17 protein-coding genes are annotated in these 17,745 nt (G+C 49.8%); 8 read left to right on the top strand and 9 right to left on the bottom strand.

Annotated features, from left to right (window positions below):
• Positions 1-69: 69 nt before the first annotated feature.
• The gene (locus ABFZ84_RS14380; RefSeq protein WP_369314772.1) at positions 70-1,335 is read right to left on the bottom strand and encodes an MFS transporter; all 1,266 of its coding nucleotides are present in this window, start codon (positions 1,333-1,335) and stop codon (positions 70-72) included.
• A gap of 308 nt (positions 1,336-1,643) precedes the next feature.
• Here ABFZ84_RS14380 and ABFZ84_RS14375 point away from each other — a divergent pair, with 308 nt between their 5' ends.
• The 7 genes from ABFZ84_RS14375 (at position 1,644) to ABFZ84_RS14345 (ending at position 9,445) form a co-directional block, all read left to right on the top strand.
• A complete protein-coding gene (locus tag ABFZ84_RS14375) occupies positions 1,644-2,486 on the top strand; it encodes a GntR family transcriptional regulator (protein ID WP_369314771.1) in 843 nt (280 codons plus the stop codon).
• Positions 2,479-3,330: an SDR family NAD(P)-dependent oxidoreductase gene (locus tag ABFZ84_RS14370; RefSeq protein ID WP_369314770.1), complete on the top strand. Its 852-nt coding sequence runs from the start codon at positions 2,479-2,481 to the stop codon at positions 3,328-3,330. The genes ABFZ84_RS14375 and ABFZ84_RS14370 overlap by 8 nt, the downstream gene beginning before the upstream one ends.
• Before the next feature lie 71 nt (positions 3,331-3,401).
• Positions 3,402-4,142: an SDR family oxidoreductase gene (locus tag ABFZ84_RS14365; RefSeq protein ID WP_369314769.1), complete on the top strand. Its 741-nt coding sequence runs from the start codon at positions 3,402-3,404 to the stop codon at positions 4,140-4,142.
• A 48-nt stretch (positions 4,143-4,190) separates the two neighbouring features.
• On the top strand, positions 4,191-5,078 hold the full coding sequence (locus tag ABFZ84_RS14360) for an SMP-30/gluconolactonase/LRE family protein (protein WP_369314768.1): 888 nt from the start codon (positions 4,191-4,193) through the stop codon (positions 5,076-5,078).
• Positions 5,071-6,291 (top strand): PQQ-dependent sugar dehydrogenase, encoded by a 1,221-nt coding sequence (locus ABFZ84_RS14355; RefSeq protein WP_369314767.1) that lies wholly within the window; start codon positions 5,071-5,073, stop codon positions 6,289-6,291. Before ABFZ84_RS14360 ends, ABFZ84_RS14355 begins: the two co-directional genes overlap by 8 nt.
• A gap of 11 nt (positions 6,292-6,302) precedes the next feature.
• On the top strand, positions 6,303-7,316 hold the full coding sequence (locus ABFZ84_RS14350; protein ID WP_369314766.1) for an SMP-30/gluconolactonase/LRE family protein: 1,014 nt from the start codon (positions 6,303-6,305) through the stop codon (positions 7,314-7,316).
• 77 nt (positions 7,317-7,393) lie between these two features.
• Positions 7,394-9,445: a TonB-dependent receptor plug domain-containing protein gene (locus ABFZ84_RS14345; protein ID WP_369314765.1), complete on the top strand. Its 2,052-nt coding sequence runs from the start codon at positions 7,394-7,396 to the stop codon at positions 9,443-9,445.
• Between the two features lie 21 nt (positions 9,446-9,466).
• On the opposite strand, the gene ABFZ84_RS14340 is transcribed toward ABFZ84_RS14345, so the two are convergent.
• From ABFZ84_RS14340 to ABFZ84_RS14325, 4 genes are all read right to left on the bottom strand, one after another.
• Positions 9,467-9,649, bottom strand: coding sequence for a hypothetical protein (locus ABFZ84_RS14340; protein WP_369314764.1), 183 nt, complete (start codon positions 9,647-9,649; stop codon positions 9,467-9,469).
• A gap of 158 nt (positions 9,650-9,807) precedes the next feature.
• Positions 9,808-10,011, bottom strand: coding sequence for a cold-shock protein (locus ABFZ84_RS14335; RefSeq protein ID WP_369314763.1), 204 nt, complete (start codon positions 10,009-10,011; stop codon positions 9,808-9,810).
• A gap of 369 nt (positions 10,012-10,380) precedes the next feature.
• Positions 10,381-10,665, bottom strand: a complete 285-nt coding sequence (gene infA / locus ABFZ84_RS14330) for a translation initiation factor IF-1 (RefSeq protein ID WP_369314762.1) — start codon at positions 10,663-10,665, stop codon at positions 10,381-10,383.
• Positions 10,583-11,938, bottom strand: a complete 1,356-nt coding sequence (locus ABFZ84_RS14325) for a DEAD/DEAH box helicase (RefSeq protein WP_369314761.1) — start codon at positions 11,936-11,938, stop codon at positions 10,583-10,585. The genes infA and ABFZ84_RS14325 overlap by 83 nt, the downstream gene beginning before the upstream one ends.
• Before the next feature lie 301 nt (positions 11,939-12,239).
• On the opposite strand from ABFZ84_RS14325, the gene ABFZ84_RS14320 reads away from it, so the two are divergent.
• Positions 12,240-13,415, top strand: a complete 1,176-nt coding sequence (locus tag ABFZ84_RS14320; protein WP_369314760.1) for a PrnB family protein — start codon at positions 12,240-12,242, stop codon at positions 13,413-13,415.
• 11 nt (positions 13,416-13,426) lie between these two features.
• On the opposite strand, the gene ABFZ84_RS14315 is transcribed toward ABFZ84_RS14320, so the two are convergent.
• Genes ABFZ84_RS14315 through flhA form a run of 4 tightly spaced genes read right to left on the bottom strand, consistent with a single transcriptional unit; the run spans position 13,427 to position 17,725 of the window.
• The gene (locus ABFZ84_RS14315) at positions 13,427-13,768 is read right to left on the bottom strand and encodes a hypothetical protein (RefSeq protein ID WP_369314759.1); all 342 of its coding nucleotides are present in this window, start codon (positions 13,766-13,768) and stop codon (positions 13,427-13,429) included.
• Positions 13,749-14,852: a flagellar type III secretion system protein FlhB gene (flhB, locus tag ABFZ84_RS14310; RefSeq protein ID WP_369314758.1), complete on the bottom strand. Its 1,104-nt coding sequence runs from the start codon at positions 14,850-14,852 to the stop codon at positions 13,749-13,751. The genes ABFZ84_RS14315 and flhB overlap by 20 nt, the downstream gene beginning before the upstream one ends.
• A complete protein-coding gene (locus tag ABFZ84_RS14305) occupies positions 14,849-15,637 on the bottom strand; it encodes a flagellar biosynthetic protein FliR (protein ID WP_369314757.1) in 789 nt (262 codons plus the stop codon). The genes flhB and ABFZ84_RS14305 overlap by 4 nt, the downstream gene beginning before the upstream one ends.
• Positions 15,638-15,640: 3 nt before the next feature.
• Positions 15,641-17,725: a flagellar biosynthesis protein FlhA gene (gene flhA / locus ABFZ84_RS14300; RefSeq protein WP_369314756.1), complete on the bottom strand. Its 2,085-nt coding sequence runs from the start codon at positions 17,723-17,725 to the stop codon at positions 15,641-15,643.
• Between the last annotated feature and the right edge of the window lie 20 nt (positions 17,726-17,745).

Here is a 17,745-nt window from a genome sequence, read left to right as displayed (position 1 = left end):
CTTTATTTGTGTACATATTATGAAGTGTGACCTGCGGTTGATGAACCGCAGATCTGATATGTTGTTATATTATGCTTCAGTTGGTGAAGCAGGTTGTTCGTCCATCGCTGCATTTTTTGCAGCGATTTTATCTGGATCGAGGAATATCCAACAAACGGCAGAGATGCAGGCAGCGCCAACCATCATGTAAATTAGGCCGTTCCAATTGCCGGTTCCGGAAACAAGAATGTAACCACCGAGAACAGGCGCGGCGAACCCCATAATGCCGCTGAACATGTTCATAGTAGCCGCAACTGTTGCCGTGTATTTGCGGCCGATTTCAATGCACGTGTTCCAAGAGATTGGCATTGTTAAATCACTGAAAAAGCTTGCTGTTGCCATCATTACAATCGCCAGAACAGCGCTTTCAACTTTTGTTACGGCGAACAATAAAAATGCTGTTGCGATAAAGCCAAATAAAGCAATCGCGCGGCGCGGAATGCGGGCGGGAATCGCACCACTTACCAAAGATCCGAAGCCACCAAATAAAAGCGGGAGAACGGAAAAACCTGCGGCTTGGGCCATGGTAAGCCCCCATGCTTCAATCATATATGTCGGCAACCAGGTTACGTAGAAATACCAAACGAATGAGAAGAATGCATACTGAATAACCAACAAGAGCACGTTGATATCGGTGAATACTTTTTGCCATCCACCCGGGCTATTGTTCGCGAGTGAGCGAGAGCCTTCGAGAAGGTCTAGCTCCGCTTTGTTGACTTTTTCGTGGGTTGCCGGGTCATCCTTGTAGAAAAACCAGAACGCCACAACCCAAACGAAACCAATAAAGCCGAAGAATGCAAACCCCCAGCGCCAACCTATCGCGGTGATGATCAATAGGGCGATTGGTGGTGTCGCGGCACCGGCCCACCGGGTACAGGCCCACATTAGACCCTGCGCACGGACGCGTTCATTGCGTGGCAACCAGACGCTTAACACTTTGGTCAAATTTGGGAAGCAACCAGCCTCACCAGCACCAAATATCAAACGCATTATAATGAGCGATGTGAAATTCCAAGCAGCGCCGGTGAGGGCGGTGAAGGCAGACCATATGAGAACTAGGGGTGCAAGAACCCGGCGGACACCGAATTTATCGCCCAGCGCGCCCATTGGAATTTCTAAAAATGCGTATGCAAGAGCGAAGACCCCAAAAACCCAACCCATTTGCGCTTTATCGAGCGAAAGGTCAGCTGACATTGGGGCTGCGGCTTGTGAAATGGCGACGCGCTGTATGTAGGCCAGCATCGCCAAAGTAAGGGCGAAAATGACAACTCCGTACCGGACGCGAGTAGGCTTCATAATATTAACCTTAATTGAATTGAGAAATTTGGGAAAACCAGAGGAAGGACGTTGGGTATTAAAAAGCCAAATGCATCGCGATTCCTTATGTTTTTACCCGTGCATAGTACACAGAGTGCAATTAAGATGACCCGATGAACATGAGCAAAGCCCATGAATACAACAGATACAAGCTAACGGTTTTGTTTGGTGCGGTTAATGCCGAGAGTACCGCAAGCCCTTCCCAATCGCTTCGATAGGTGTATACTATATGCGAAATGGAGGATGTCAATGTGCATCCATAGGCAAACAAATCTCTCGGCGGAGCAATGATGGAGCAGAAATTGACTCAGTCGAAAATACCTTCTCTCAAGAGTAGTAAGACCTCCCTTTCAGCAAAGGCGGGGTCGCCGCCAACATTAACAGCGCACGTATTTGCCCGACTACGCGACGCAATTGTTGCCGGGCGCTACAAGCCCGGTGATCGTTTGAATGAAAGCCAGTTAGCGCGCGATTTTCAGATTAGCCGTATCCCTGTTCGCGAGGCACTCATGCAGCTCGAAGAGCAAGGGCTTGTCATGAATCAAGAGCGGCGCGGGATGTTTGTGACGACGCTCTCTGATGAAGATGTTCAGCACATCAATAGTATCCGCGTCGTTTTGGAAGCAGAAGCCCTGAAGCTATGTCAACTGAACATGACAAAGAAAGAAGCCAAGCGGTTGACGGCGTTGGTGGAGCAAATGGAGTCTTGGGAAGAGAGTACCGAGCTTCATGCAGCTTCGGTTGACTTGCAATTTCACCGTGGGATCTGGAATGCATCAGGAAACCCCTATCTTGTAAAAACGCTTGATACACTGGCTACGGCGCTTTTTGCACATAAAGCACTTGATAACGTCAGTGCAGAGACAAAAAAATGGCGTCTTCATCACCATCGTGGATTGTTAAATGTTGCCTTGGGTGAGTCGGACGTGACGCCAGAAGAGGCGATGATTGATCACCTGCGTACAGGCTACACCGATCCAGCGCGCTTCTCCAGCTATGCAGCACAGGCTGGTTCGGCTGAAGAGAAAGAAATTAAAGCTACCAACAACGAAGCCCCTAAAAAGGCTTTGTCTCGATCTACAAAAACCAAAAAAAGCAACAAAACTGTAAGGAGCAAAAAGAATGAATGAAGAGCTCATGCCTGTGGCGAGGTCTGGAAGTCGGTCACTATATAAACCGCTTGCGGGACAAGTCGCATTTGTGTCTGGTTCAGGCCGGGGGCTGGGTCGATCCATCGGAGAAGTGCTGATGGAATTAGGGGCAGACTTAGCGATCCATGACATATCTGAAGATGCGCCGGCGCAATATGGTGAATTTCCCAGCTTAACTGCGGTTGCTGATGCGATGGCGACTGGCGATGCTCGCGCTGTTGCTGTGACAGGCGATATCTCCAGCGAAAACGCAGTCAATGAAATGGTAGAGCGTGCCGAGCGTAAGCTTGGACCAATTTCAATTCTTGTGAATTGCGCTGGCGGTGATATTGGTGCCAAGGGCGGTAAGCCTGATCCAAACACAGCAGTAAATTTTTTATTAGATGACCTGCAAGCAGTCGTGAACCGAAACCTTATTGGCACGATGTTGCTTAGTAGAGCGGTGGCTCCAGGCATGGCCGAGCGACAAAGTGGTTCTATTATAAATATTGCTTCAATCGCGGCCCATTATGGAGCGTCGAATGAGGTCGCATATGCGTGCGCTAAGGCGGCCATCGTTCATTATACCCGGTGCCTTGCTTCCGAGGTGCGAACGGCGGGCGTGCGCGTGAATGCCATTAGTCCGGGACCGGCAAAATCTGCGCGATTTTTAGCGACGCGCGCCGTAGATCCGTTGATGATGGAAGAGGGGCCTTCGCTAAATCGTTATGCGACTGCTTCAGAAATTGCAGACGTCGTTAGCTTTCTCGCTACTGAACAAAGTCGATTTGTAAGCGGACAAATTATTCGTGTTGACGGTGGGGCCGGGCTTTACGCCGCCTAACATATCTAAATTTATATTTTAATTCAGAATAAATATTAGAAATAACTCTATACAGAGGAATTGTGCCAAAAATGGCAAACAGATTAATTGGAAAAACGTGTATTGTAACTGGAGCAGGGCAAGGCATTGGCCGTGCGATTGCAGAAGCGTGCCACGCTGAGGGCGGTGTAGTCATTGCAATTGATATGCACCCTGAACCCTTAAACGAATGGACAGCAGCGTCCGGTGTTCAGTCGGTCGTTATGGACGTAACGGACCAGTCGGCAGTTCTGTCGCTGGCGGAAAAATATGATGAGACATCCGTTCTTATAAACTGCGTCGGCGTCGTCGCTGTTGGTTCAATCCTGGAGAGCCACGCATCTGAGCTTGAGCGTAGTTTCCGAATCAATGTCGGTTCAATGGCAAATATGATCCAAGCCTTTTTGCCTGCGATGCGAACGAGAAAACATGGTTCGATTATCAATATAGCGTCAGTTGTGTCGTCAATTAAAGCAGCGCCTGACCGTTTTGTTTATACGACGACAAAAGCCGCAGTGATTGGGCTAACGAAGTCAGTGGCAATGGATTTTATCAAAGACGGTATTCGTTGCAATGCGATATGTCCGGGTACGGTAGAAAGCCCGTCCTTACATCAGCGAATGGCGGATCAACCAGATCCAAAGGCAGCGCTTGATGCGTTTGTCGCGCGCCAGCCTATGGGACGAATAGGAACACCGGAAGAGATCGCAAATATCAGCGTTCTTCTAGCTTCTGATGAGGCACCGTTTATGTCCGGCACGACATTGGTGATCGATGGAGGCATGAGTCTCTGAAGCGATTGCCTCACAAATTCATATAAAACATAATTTAGGGAGCGTTTGATGAAGTTTGGAATTGGTTTGCTAGCGCTTTGTCTAAGTGCTTCATGCGCTACGATAACGCCACTGGAGTCGATGGCACCATTAGAATTGTCTGATGTTGGGTTTCATCATTCGGAGGCGGCACGATATGATCCTGTGAGTGATCGCTATTTTGTGTCCAATCTGGGTGCGCGTGGCACTGAAAATGATGGCTTTATTTCGATAGTGGACCCAACCGGGACGGTTAATGACCTACGATGGATTGCAGGTGGGGTCGACGGTGTCGAACTTTATGAGCCATTGGGTATGTACGTTAAAGGTGATGTTCTGTACGTCGCCGATATTACAGCCGTTCGAATGTTTGACCGTGTTTCGGGTACGTCAATCGGGGCAATCCAAATAGAGGGCGCAACGCGACCTAATGATTTGGCAGTCGACAACGAAGGTACAATTTTTCTCACTGATTCTGGGGGTGATGAAACGCCGGGAGCGCTTTACCGTATATCCCCATCAGGCGAGGTGACATATTTTGTTCAACGTAGTGATGATTTGGTGCGCCCAAATGGCGTAGCCATAACGACAGATGGGCAGGTTGTTCACGGAGGCCTTCTTGGCGACGAATTGATCTATCGTGATCGTGCGACAGCTAGCATTATCAGTAAACGAAGGTTACCAACGGGACGCATCGATGGAATTGTGGCTTTAGCAGATGGAAGTTTGCTCGTTGCCAGCCAAAATGGTCACAACGTATATCATGTTCCGTCAAACAGTGAAAAAACTCCAGTTATTGTTGCGGACGGTATTGATGTTCCGGCGGCGATTGGATTCGATACCAAGCGCGGGCGCGTTTTGATTCCTCAAATTCGAAAGTCATCGGTGACGGTCGTCGAGGTTGTAAAAAATGAATAGATTTAGTGGAACAGCTTTTTCGGCATCGCTGTTCGGTATTCTATTCATCAGTGTAGCAAGTGCTGAACAAAACAGTGTTGAAGGCCGGCCACCTAATGCATTGCAACAGAGTCCGGCATTTGAGGGGCAGACAAGAGCACCAGAACAAAAAGCGGGTGTAGCGTTTGACGTAGAAACAATACTGTCAGGGCTAGATCACCCATGGGGAATGGTTTTTCTCCCTGATGGACGGATGTTGCTTTCGGATAGAACCACAATTCGCATTGTCGCTGAAGATGGTGCGATTTCCTTGCCGATAATAGGGGTGCCAACAGTTGATACTGGTGACCAGGGCGGGGTTCTTGATCTGGCGCTAGATCCAAATTTTTCAGATAATAATCGTATCTTTTTTACATTCTCTGAGCCGGGAGAAAAACCGTTGACCAGTACTGCGGTTGCTAGGGCGACGTTGGTTGAGCGTGAGGGGCAGGCAAAGTTAGATAATTTGACGATAATTTTCAGCCAAAGCCCCAAACTCGATTCGCGGCAACATTACGGTGGGCGTATAGCCTTTGCCCAAGATGGCAATCTTTTCGTTACCACTGGTGAGCGATATGTCCTCGAGGGACGGCCACAAGCACAGGCGCTCGATAGTTTGCTAGGCAAGATCGTTCGGATCAGACCTAATGGATCAATTCCTGCTGATAATCCATTTGTCGGTAACGATGACGTTCGGCCGGAGATTTGGTCGTCGGGGCACCGCAATGTTCAGGGTGCTGCAATTCATCCGTCTACAGGTGAATTGTGGACGATTGAACATGGCCCCCGGGGCGGTGATGAATTGAATATTCCTCAGGCTGGAAAAAACTACGGCTGGCCAATTGTGACATATGGGGTTGAGTATAATGGTGACACTATCGGGGCGGGGCTAACGCAAAAAGAAGGTATTGAGCAGCCGATTTATTATTGGGATCCGGTCATCGCACCGTCAGGGATGGTATTTTACAATTCAGATGCCGTGCCAGAATGGAAAGGTAGTCTTTTCATAGCTGGTTTGGGCGGGCGGCATATCGCGCGACTTACTTTGGATGGCAATAGAGTCGTCGGTGAAGAGCGGTTATTGGTTGATCTCAAAGAGCGTTTCAGAGACGTTGAGGTTGGTCCAGATGGATCACTGTATGTGCTGACCAATACAAGGTTTGACGGCAAGTTGCTTAAACTGACACCAAAATGAGGGAAGTCTAAATGAACCAGAATGATTTCTCGCGCCGTACGGCGTTAAAGTTGGGAACCGGTGGCGTTGCAGCCGTAATGATTGGCAACAGCCATGCGTCGGACCCTGACTACCCGATTGTTGGTGGGGTCACATCTTTGGATCCGATATCTGACCGATTGGTCGATCCTAATGCAAAGGTTGAGAAAATTCTTGATGGTTTCATTTGGAGCGAGGGTCCGGTGTGGGTTGGCGGACCGGATGGCTATCTTCTCGTTTCTGATGTTCGCGGGAATGTAATCCGTAAATGGTCGGCGACTTCTGGCGGGTCCGATTGGTTACGCCCATCCGGATATGCTGGAGGTGATAACCCTGATTTGCGGGAGCCCGGCACAAATGGGTTGTTGCTTGCGCGAGATGGTTTGGTCGTTGCTGATTGCGGAAACCGTGCTATCGCCAGAATTGATCTGGCGACCAAGAAAAAAGAGATGCTCTGTACCCATTTCGGAGGAAAACGATTTAACAGTCCAAACGATTTGGTTTTAGCTGGCGATGGATCAATTTACTTCACTGACCCGCCTTGGGGGTTGAGCGGAACAGAAAAGTCCCCCGTGCGGGAGTTGGACTATACGGGTGTTTTCCGTCTTGATACGAATAATAATGTACACCTTATTGATGATTCGGTTAGCCCTAATGGTATTGGGTTGTCTGTTAATGGTGATACTTTGTATGCGACCGACAAAAGCGGATGGGTGTCGTGGGATATTCGTGAAAGCAGCAACCCCGGAAAGAGAAAAACATTCATCAGCAGAGAAGGGAGTGGCATAAAGGGCGGAGACGGTTTCAAAGTCGATTCTGATGGATTCATCTGGGCATCGTCACGCGACGGTATTTCTGTTTTTACTTCGGCCGGAAAGCGAGTGTGCGTTATTTCGTCAGATGATGTTATCTCGAATTGTGAAATCGGTGCCGATGGGTATCTCTACATGACTTCGAACCACGCCATTGTCCGCGTCAAGGTTCATGCAAAGAAACATCTACTCTAAAAAATTTTTGACCGCAGGGTGTGGCAATATAAACGGCTACATTTATAAGTTTAAGAATGACAAAGGGGAACGCATAAATGGACTTGCCGCCGCAAGAAATTGTAAGTGTTGAACTAATTGCGGATCAGAGCGGTGAAGAAGTTTGCGTTGCGGAATGCCCGGCACCGGTTGGCGGCGTTGGGGGCGGAAGTGATGTAGTTTCGTACCCATTGGCATTTTTTGCGGAGATGTGGCCGAGCACTGCCCGGGATATGGTTGACCGTGTGCCGGGTTTTAAACTCGACGAAGGTGGTGGCGCGCGTGGCCTATCAGGTGCTGCGGGAAATGTTTTAATCGATGGAAATCACCCGGCAAGCAAGACGGACTCGCTTGGTGATTTGCTTGGGCGTATTCCTGCGGGGCAGGTCGAGCGGATTGATGTGATACGGGGCGGCGCGCCGGGTATAGACATGCAAGGCAAAAGCGTTGTCGCAAATGTTGTCCGCAAGGGCGGAGACACATTGGCAGGTGTGGTGGATTTGGCTTCTGTTATTGTCCCAGCAACCGATAGAAAGCGGGTTAGCCTTGATGCGAATGTATCGCGGCGGTCGGGGGCTAGCCTTTTTGAGGGATCAGTTGAATTTGACCTAGGTGACGGGGGAGATCACGCGTTCACTGACCGCCACAGAGGATTGGATCTCGAGGTTCCAGCGTTTAAATCGCGTATTGTGCGGCAACGCGAGAACCGCGAATTGTCGGTGTCTGCCGCTTATGAACGCCCACTATTGGATGGTACGGTTCGAGTAAACGGAAATTTTTTTGACAGGCACCATTCAGGTACAGAGTTTGAAAATTTCGAGGCACCGACACCGGGCCAAGTCCGAGAAACAAGTGACGTCAAAACACCGCAGGGCGGCGAAGTAGGTGCGCGATATTCCGTAACGGTTGGCGAGAGTAAAAATCTCGATACTGTTTTTTTGCACCAATGGCGAAATAAAACAGAAACTGTAACCTCAGAAAATAGGGGGGATGTTTCTGTATTTGAAAAAAGCGAGACAACAAAAGAAACTGTCGCGAGCTTGACCATGTCGATGCAACCGCGAGAGAGCCTGTCGTTAGAAACGGGGTTTGAAGGTGCTTATAACGTTCTTGAGGGAACGAGCTCGCTTCTCGTTAACGGTATCGACGTTGAAGTTCCCGGAGCGAACGCGACGGTAGAAGAAACGCGGGGAGAGCTTTCCGCTGTTTTGTTGTGGCAGTTGCAAGATCAACTCTCGCTTCAATCCGCGCTACGTTACGAAGCCTCTTCGTTGATAGCACCATTAGCGAAGACAAATTTGCAGTTTGCTAAACCGTCATTGTTGTTATCTTGGTCGCCTGCATCATTGACTCAAATTAGGCTGCGCGCTGCAAAAGAAGTGGGTCAATTAAACTTCAATGATTTTTTATTCTCTGCATCGCTCAGTACAGGAATCGTTACCGCAGGGTCGGGGACGCTGCGTCCCACGCAAACTAAACTAGCCGAAATCACATTCGAACAAAGGTTTTGGGAGGAGGGTGTGGTAACCGCAAGCGCGCGCCATGAAGAGCTGAGCGACGTTATTGATTTAGCACCTGTATACACAGATACCGGATTTTATGATGCGCGGAGTAACATCGGGAGTGCGACGCGAGATGTTTTTGAGGTGAGTTCAACTTTTCCGTTGGGGCCTGTCGGGATTAACGGTGCGAGAATTGAATTCAACGGTCAGCACTATCGATCTGCTATTACGGACCCTGCAACAGGTGAAGTTCGCGCGCTTTCGGGGCAAAACCCATATCGGTGGGATATTGCATTCAAACAAGACGTGAATAAGTGGCGCATGAATTACGGTGTCACTTATGCGAGTGGGTTTTCACGAATTCATTTTCGTTCAGCGGGTCGCGAGTACCGATATATAAGACCTTATATCACTGCATTTGCTGAATATCAGATGACGCAGTCTCTCACGGTAAGGGCAGAGTTGTTGAACTTGACCGGGCGAAACTTTACGAAAATACGTGATGAGCATACTGGCGTACGTAACATCTCACCGCTACTTTATATAGAAGACCGTACCGACGATACGTATAGACGAATTCAGATTAGCTTGAGTAAAGCTTTTAACTAGGGTGTAGCGAGGTTCGCTAACTTAACCCTTGTTTGACTTTGCCAGCCGTAAACGGCGTAATTTTTCTGATTGCAACCTACGTTGCTGCGCTTCTGTTTCAATTCGGGCGAGGCCAGCCGCTTCGGCGCGTTCGCGTGCGGCGCGGCGGTTCGCAGGAGAGGCAGTGCTAGATTTGATCGATTTTATCTGATGATTGTCAGTCATGTGAAATTCCTTATGCGGTGTTTCTGGGACGGGATCATCAATTGATTCTTTGGGTTAATCGGCGCTGTGGGGAAGCTAGCAATGACTGGGCCCAAAGTGAAACGCGGGAAGCTAGGCCCCCCGCGCTATCAAAATGCCGTTCGGCACGGATGATGGTGTTACGCGATTTTCAGCGCTGTCGCTGATGATTTTCCGCGCTCTTCGGTGACTTCAAAAGTCACCGCTTGGCCGTCAGCCAAGCTGCGGATGCCAGCCGCTTCGAGTGCTGTTGCGTGTACAAATACATCTTTTCCACCTGCGTCAGGTGCGATAAAGCCGTAACCCTTTTGGGAATTGTACCATTTGACTGTTCCAGTAGCCATTTTTAATCCTCTTCAAACATGGCGATTCTGAGCGGGCGGCGCCCAACTCTTTTTCGTAAGCCGATGGTTTGGAGAGACTTCGTAAGCGAGTAGAAAGGCCCTAAAAGACGGCTCGAAATCATTGGCAGTATATATCTGCCTATTTGTTCGCGTCTATTCAAGGAATTTCTGTTAAATACCTAGTTGTATATGACTTTTTTGGATCACTGTAGCATTCGTGTTGTGATATTATTGCACTTATCTGTCTTGTCGTTTTGCATACAGGAAAGTTTAGAGTGGATCTCTTCATCCGCAAGCCGGGGCAGAAAAAAGGGGCACAACAAAGTTGCGCCCTTTTTTTACTCGATTCAAAAGTGATCAGTGTCAATATTAGCGACGCTTCCGAGCAATCGCGGCACTGCGTTGTTTGTTAGATGCAGGACCTTGTGCGCCTTCTGGCTTGTGACGAAACGTGATACGACCTTTGGTTAGATCGTATGCTGACATTTCAACCGTAACGCGGTCCCCAGCAATGGTCTTAATACGGAATTTTCGCATCTTTCCGCCGGCATAAGCCAAAATTTGGTGGCCGTTATCCAGCGTGACTCGAAAGTTTCCGTCCGGCAGGGCCTCTGTTACGTCTCCGTCGAACTCGAGTAGTTCCTCTTTCGCCATTTTCTTTCCTCTTCTCGTCGTTAGCGACAACATTCGAGCCTTCAGCTGAAGTGCGCTTTTCATTCTTAAACGGTTTTTTCGGTGCGCCATGGTTGCGGCGCGGTTTTTTGCGACGCTGGTCATTAGCGGCACGTTTTGGAGCTTTATAGGCAATGTCCTCGCCATGAGTAACGGTGATTTTCTCGCGTGTCAGCTTTTCAATTGACCGCAGGAAAGGCCGTTCGTCATTTGAACAGAACGAAACCGCAACACCAGCAGCGCCAGCGCGGGCTGTCCGCCCAATTCGGTGGACGTAAGTCTCTGGAACATTTGGCAAATCATAATTCACCACATGGCTGACTTCGCGGACGTCAATGCCCCGAGCCGCAATATCGGTAGCGACAAGAATACGGGCTTTGCCTGTGCGAAATGCGGCGAGGGCCCGTTCGCGTTGTGCCTGAGAACGATTTCCGTGGATCGCGTAGGCGCGTGCGCCAGCCGCTTCGAGCATACGTACGACCTTGTCAGCACCATGCTTGGTGCGTGTGAATACAAGACCGCGGGTAAATTCGTCAGTTTTGACAATTTCTAATAAAGCCGCGGCCTTTGCGCCTTTATCAATGAAACGGACGCTTTGATCGATGCGTGGACGTGCCTCTGCTTCGATCTCGACGCGTGTAGGATTCGTCAAAAGCTTGTTTGCGAATTTTGCGATCTCTGGCGGCATTGTGGCCGAGAAAAAGATATTCTGGCGTTTCGCAGGCAATTTCTGTGAGATCGTGCGGATTGCGTGAATGAAACCAAGGTCAAGCATCTGATCGACTTCATCAAGGACAAAAGCTTCGACGCGGCTCAGATCGACCGCTTTTTGGTTTATGAGATCAACCAAACGGCCCGGGGTAGCTACCAGAACATCAAGACCTTTGCGGGTCATGGCCTTTTGCTTGCCCATTGGCGCGCCGCCGATGACGAGGCCCATACGCAAATTGAGCCGACGTCCATAGGCCTTGAAGCGTTCCAAAACTTGTGCGGACAGTTCGCGCGTCGGTGTAAGAACAAGCACGCGGCAATCGCCGGGGCGACGCTCGTAAGATGTTTCCGCCAGCTTGTGGAGGATGGGAAGGGCGAATGCAGCAGTCTTACCGGTGCCGGTTTGGGCAATGCCCAACAGGTCACGACCATTCATCACCACGGGAATCGCCCCGTTCTGAATAGGTGTCGGTGTGGTATGTTTTTCGTCGGCGAGCGCCTGCATTATCGGTCGTGCGAGACCGAAATCGGAAAATTGGGTCAAAACTATCTTTCTGCGTGCCACACAGCCTTAGGCTGCGCGGGAAACGCTGGGGTTCCGGAGAACCCGCGTGCCAGGGCGCTCAACATTTCTGGATTTAGGGCCGATCAGGATTTCTCCACATACACGCAGCCCGTCACGAGGGTATATGCGCATTACCTGCTGAAATACAAGAAAAATCTCTGACTCTGAGCCGATATACTGCAATGCAGCATAAATGTGAGGCCATGCAAGGGCTGCGCGAATATGTTTAAGCTGCGCAAAACCTCAAATCGGCTTGGCCGAAAAAGCGGAATACAATTTCATGAGCAAAAATGTCGAAGATTTCGATGGCTGGCTGAGATCCGCCTTTGTCGAAATGAATACGGAACTTGAAAATCAGTACTTTGCCCAAGACGAACGCGAAAACGTTGATGGCCTTGGTGACACGATAAAACACCAAATCCGCGATGAAGGGCATGAATATGTGGTCAAACTTTTGGCCGAAGGAAATACCGATGAGGGATTTGATCATGCATTTGATCTGCTTGGCGGGCTCGGTCTCTATATGGCGTCGTTACGCAGGCATGAATTGACGAACCCTGCTAACGAAATGAAATCGCCATTCCCCGAAGCGTCGGCGCTCGGGATGCAGATTGCGGCCTCGGTCGGGATGGTGCCGCGGTTCTCGACGGCGCATTTGGCGACGCGTAACGCCGCATTAGACGGCCGCCAAAAGAGTTTTACGTCGCTCAAGGATGAATATCTTTTCCTCGATTATAACACACGAGGGATTTTCGCCTTTATGCGGGCGTCGGACGCCTTGACGCGTATTCTGCCCATGGGTGTTTCAAATCCCGTAACCGAGACATTACTTGGTGATGCCGCAAATGCGCTTAAGGACGTCATCAAATATAGTGATTGTCTATTTGATGAGTTGGATACGGATCGTTTCTTTTATTCTGTCCGTCCCTATTACAAACCCTATCGGGTCGGTCGGCACGAATATCGCGGAGCGAATGCGGGAGATTTTTCCGGAATCAATGAAATCGATTTGTTGCTCGGATTGTGTCAGGCGAATGATCCATATTATTCGCAATTATTAGTGGACAAGATGTTGTTCATGCCGCCGACTGATCAAGCGAGCTTGCGTGATTGTATGCGGCGGCGTTCATTGCTCTCGCAATTTCTTGATGTCGCCCCCTCTAGCGCCAAAGAGCCTTGGTTTATTAAAAATGCCACTGCATTCATTGAGGTATGCCGACTTCATGGTGCGACGGCAGCACAGCATCATGATCGGTTAGTGACCAGATTTATTGAGAAACCGTCAAAGGCATTATCGAAAGAGAAATTAAGTCAGGTGACTGCAAGCGGTCCACCACTCGAAGTCCTATTGCGTTCGCTGGAAGTGTTACGCGACATGCGCCTTGCCACGAGTCGAAAAGATATTCGCACCAGTTTCAACGATCTTGAAAAGCTTAAGAGCTATTTGAACGCCTAAAAAATGCGTTGTTAGTCTTCGCCCATATCGTCAACGCGGATTTTTGAAGCGAGCGCTTCTTTTATTTTTTGGCGTTGTTGCAAGGTACGTTGATGCGCTTCTTCGCGCTCACGGTCGATCTGTCCCGCCTTGTCAGTTAAAGCATGGAGATAGGCGAACGCGTTGATTAAGGATGCGGGGTTTGATTCCTTGTCGCTAGATAGCGCATTCATTTTTTTGTCTAATTGCTGGCGTTCATTTTCGAGTTGCGACAGCTCGTCTTTTATGGCGGCCAGCCGGTGGCGTTCGCGGTCAAATTTGAGCGCAGCAATTTTTTTAAGTTCAATCAACGGATCAGTCTGTCGGTCGGACATGATTTTTGGCCTTTGAACGCATTGCGTCAGCAAAGTGGATGGCTGCTGCGACTGCCGCGAAATGTTCGCGTTTGACTTCTTCGCCAATATCAACAGTCGCATGGATGGCTCGCGCTGTTGGCGGGTCAGAGCGGATCGGAACACCAGAAAGTGCGGCGACTTCGCGGATTTTGGCTGCGATTTCATCCGTACCTTTAGCAACACAGGTCGGTGCCATGCCGCGTTTGCGATCCCATTTTAGCGCTACGGCGTAGTGGGTTGGGTTGACGATGATAACGTCTGCTGTTGGCACATCCTGCATCATCCGATTGCGCGCAATATCCTGTCCACGTTGACGGCGACTTTGCTTCATCGTTGGATCGCCTTCTTGCTCTTTCATCTCCTTTTTCAATTCCTCAAGTGTCATCTTGAGGCGTTTGTTGTGTTGGTGATGGCTCCAGGGCAAGTCGATAAATGCAATGGCTGCGGAGAATATGACAATCGCGCCGGCAAAAATAATGCCCTCTTTAAGGATGGCTTCTGGCAGTATTTGTGCAGGTAGGCGCGCTTCGGCGGGGAGGTGCCCAAAACGAGCGGCGAAGATCACACCGAAAATAATAAAAATGACGATCAGCTTGGTGGCACTTTTTGCAAACTCGCTAATGCCATCGGGGCCAAATTTCTTTTTCGCGTTCGCGATAACCGAAAGCCGGGAAATTTTCGGCTTAATTTTTGACGGCGCGAATACGAATGCGCGTTGTGCAAAAAGTGCTGCAAGAACGCCCATGGCAGGAAGTACCAAGAAAGGTGCTATTGCCTGCAAGGAAATTTTCGAGATGTCTGCAATAAAGATTGTGCCGTCCGGACCAAATGCTTGCTTTGCAAACTCATCAGGCTTTTCTAACAAGCGAGCGAGCGCGAAAGTAAGTGCGGCTACAGCGCCGCCACTCGCGGCAACGAGCGCAAGATAAAAGCCGATATAGGACGCGGCCGCATTTGCTTCTTTGGACTGAGGGACATCACCATCCCGCCGCGCTTTCTCAATTCGCGACGGGGTGGGTTCATGCGACTTCTCGGCACCGTCATCTGATGGTTTATCACTCACATGGCACCTGCGAATACATCAAATAAAACGCGTTGGAACCCTTCGAGCCAATCAAAGAGCAGGATCGGCGCGGTCGCAGCAAATAGCGCGAGACCTGCCAATGTAATCGCGGGTGCACCAACAAACGCGGCCATTAATTGCGGCATCGCGCGGCTGGCGGCTGCGAGGGCGAGAGAATAGAGAAAGCCAAGAATGACAAAAGGTGACGAAAGCGCGAGTGACTTCATTAGTGCTTCGCCAACCCGTCGAGATGACCATTCTCCAGCTTCTTCAGCACCGGGAAAGAGCCCAAAGGGCAGTGTTTGGTATATATCCACGAGGGCGCTCACTAGATAGAGATGCACCCCTGTACTGGCTGCAAGCGCGACACCGGCCATGACGAGGATGGCGGCAAATGGAGACTCTGAATCGAAGCCTACAGTCGGGCCAAACAGTTGGGAAAGCGAAAGGTGCTGTGCAGTAATTGCGCCAGCAATTTGCAAAATGAAAATCATTAAACGCAAGCCGAACCCAATGAGAAGCCCAGACATTGCCTCTGCGCTATAGAGCGCGACAACTGCTGCGGTGGTTTCTGGTGGGCGCATGTCGGGGGTAAGAATGATCGGTGAGATGACCATCGTGATCGCAATCGCAGCCGCTAGACGAACTTGCACAGGTACTGCTTTTTCACCAAGGCCCGGCATCAAAAAGGCCACCGCTGAGACACGCGTGAAGATGCCACCTATGAGAAAAATCACAGGCGCACCCGCCTCGATAAAGGGTGTGAGTGCAGCCAGAAAATCCATTGTCTAGGCCGTCCCGATGAGGAGCGGTTTAAGGCCGGAGTCGATCTCTTCGTATGAAAGGACAGGATTGCGGATTTTCTTTGCGTGCAGAACAGCGCGAATAAACCGGCGACGCTTTGCCGAAGTCACGACAGCGGGATATAGATTTCGCGCAGAAGCATTGTTGATCTGTTCAACAACCGATTGAGCAAGGCGATTGAATTCGTCGGGGGGCAGCGCAACATCGGTCTGTGCACCTTGGCCTTGGGTTTCGTGCTGGGAAAATGTGTTTTCCCAATCAAGGCCGACTTGAATGAGTGGAAGTGAACCATCTTCGTTTTGAAGCGCATTGACGAACTGTCGCGAAACACGTTGGCGAACAAACTCGCTAACCTCTTCGGCGGAGTTAAACATCGTTCGGCCTTCGGCAATGGTTTCAAGCATGACAGGCAGGTTTCGAATAGGAACGCGCTCATCAAGTAGCAACCGAAAGACCGATTGCACAAATTCAATCGGAGCTTTGTCCGGTACGAAATCATCCAGCAGACGGCGATTAGATGCAGCTCGGTCACTATCTGAGTTTTTGACAAACTCATCAAAAATTCGTTGTACTGATCGGCGCGTAATCAGGCGGCCAAAATTCTGTTTGATCGTTTCAAGAAGATGCGTAGAGACGACTTCAGCAGGCTCCACGACTGCGTGGCCCAATGCCATCGCGTCGTCGCGCGCTTTACGGTCAACCCAACGAGCGGGGGCACCATAGACCGGTTCTTCGCAATCCTGGCCGGGGATTGGTAATTGGTCGAGATCATCAACGATTACCAATACGCGGTCTTGATAGAGTATGCCTTTGGCTGCCGAAACGCCCTGAACCTTGATGACGTATTCATTTGAGGAAAGGTCGAGATTGTCCGTAAGCCGAATAGGCGGAATAATGAATCCGAACTCTGCAGCGATGTAATGGCGTATTTTCACGATGCGGGGCTCAAGGCCGTTTACACTATCGAGAGCGAGCGGAGTGAGATCGCCTGAGAATTCAACGTGAATTTCGTCAACGTCTAGAATGTCGCCTAGAGGTTTTTTTGTATCGACGGGTTTAGATGCGGGCACTTGTTTAGCAGCCTTCGCTTCTTCTTCCTGTTTTTGATACATGAAATAGGCGGCAGCGGCGAAAACCATTGCGCCTAATGAGAATGGGAGGAACGGTAGGCCCGGCATCAAAGCGAAAAATGTCATGATGACTGCAACAGTACCAAGCGCCATCGGGTTTGCACCGAGCTGATCAAACATTGCTTTGTCCGCAGAGCCCGCAATGCCGCCTTTTGAAAGGAGAAGCGCAGAAGCAATTGAGATAATAACCGCCGGAATTTGGCTCACAAGACCGTCGCCAACGGTTAAGATAGAATAAGATGCAACGGCATCACCAACGGACATGCTGTGGACGCCGATGCCCATTCCAAGACCGACCACAAGATTAAGCATTGTGATTAATAGACCGGCAATCGCGTCACCTTTGACAAATTTTGATGCGCCGTCGAGCGAACCAAAGAATGTGGTTTCGTCTTGTTCGAGACGACGACGGTTTTTGGCCTCTTCGTGTGAAATTGCACCTGCCGCAACGTCAGAATCGATCGCAAGCTGCTTGCCGGGCATCCCGTCCAATGCGAAACGGGCACCGACTTCTGCCATACGGCCTGCACCTTTGGTGATGACCATAAAGTTGACGATCAAAAGAACGCCAAACACTACAAGCCCTAAAAAAATGTTCCCGCCCATGACAAACATCGCAAAGCCATGAATGACCGAACCGGCAGCATCAGGACCCGTGTGACCTTCGCCAATTATAAGTTTGGTTGATGATACGTTTAGGGACAAACGCAACATCAAGGATCCTAGCAAAACAGTGGGGAATGCAGAAAAATCAAGCGGACGCTCAATAAAAAGCGTCATTGTAAAGATTAAAATTGCGAGTGCAAAGGAAAGCGTAAGGCCAATATCGAGCATGATAGAAGGTACGGGGAGTACCATCATGACGATAATTCCCATTAGCCCAAAAGCAAGCAGTACTGTTGTTTGGCCGGGGATACTGAGGTTTAACGCGCGATCCATGATTGACCTTGTTTTATGCG

Origin of the sequence: Hyphococcus lacteus, assembly GCF_041058985.1 — a bacterium.
GTDB classification, from domain to species: domain Bacteria; phylum Pseudomonadota; class Alphaproteobacteria; order Caulobacterales; family Parvularculaceae; genus Hyphococcus; species Hyphococcus lacteus.
The sequence above is the reverse complement of the archived record's forward strand: the minus strand, read 5'-3'. Positions and strand labels throughout refer to the sequence as shown.

Coding starts and splice junctions, on each gene's coding strand:
- ABFZ84_RS14355 (WP_369314767.1), top strand. CDS start 5,071: ATGAATAGATTTAGTGGAACAGCTTTTTCGGCATCGCTGTTCGGTATT.
- flhA (WP_369314756.1), bottom strand. CDS start 17,725: ATGGATCGCGCGTTAAACCTCAGTATCCCCGGCCAAACAACAGTACTG.
- ABFZ84_RS14350 (WP_369314766.1), top strand. CDS start 6,303: ATGAACCAGAATGATTTCTCGCGCCGTACGGCGTTAAAGTTGGGAACC.
- ABFZ84_RS14370 (WP_369314770.1), top strand. CDS start 2,479: ATGAATGAAGAGCTCATGCCTGTGGCGAGGTCTGGAAGTCGGTCACTA.
- ABFZ84_RS14315 (WP_369314759.1), bottom strand. CDS start 13,768: ATGTCCGACCGACAGACTGATCCGTTGATTGAACTTAAAAAAATTGCT.
- ABFZ84_RS14305 (WP_369314757.1), bottom strand. CDS start 15,637: ATGGATTTTCTGGCTGCACTCACACCCTTTATCGAGGCGGGTGCGCCT.
- ABFZ84_RS14360 (WP_369314768.1), top strand. CDS start 4,191: ATGAAGTTTGGAATTGGTTTGCTAGCGCTTTGTCTAAGTGCTTCATGC.
- ABFZ84_RS14335 (WP_369314763.1), bottom strand. CDS start 10,011: ATGGCTACTGGAACAGTCAAATGGTACAATTCCCAAAAGGGTTACGGC.
- ABFZ84_RS14380 (WP_369314772.1), bottom strand. CDS start 1,335: ATGAAGCCTACTCGCGTCCGGTACGGAGTTGTCATTTTCGCCCTTACT.
- ABFZ84_RS14340 (WP_369314764.1), bottom strand. CDS start 9,649: ATGACTGACAATCATCAGATAAAATCGATCAAATCTAGCACTGCCTCT.
- ABFZ84_RS14320 (WP_369314760.1), top strand. CDS start 12,240: ATGAGCAAAAATGTCGAAGATTTCGATGGCTGGCTGAGATCCGCCTTT.
- ABFZ84_RS14345 (WP_369314765.1), top strand. CDS start 7,394: ATGGACTTGCCGCCGCAAGAAATTGTAAGTGTTGAACTAATTGCGGAT.
- ABFZ84_RS14365 (WP_369314769.1), top strand. CDS start 3,402: ATGGCAAACAGATTAATTGGAAAAACGTGTATTGTAACTGGAGCAGGG.
- infA (WP_369314762.1), bottom strand. CDS start 10,665: ATGGCGAAAGAGGAACTACTCGAGTTCGACGGAGACGTAACAGAGGCC.
- ABFZ84_RS14375 (WP_369314771.1), top strand. CDS start 1,644: ATGATGGAGCAGAAATTGACTCAGTCGAAAATACCTTCTCTCAAGAGT.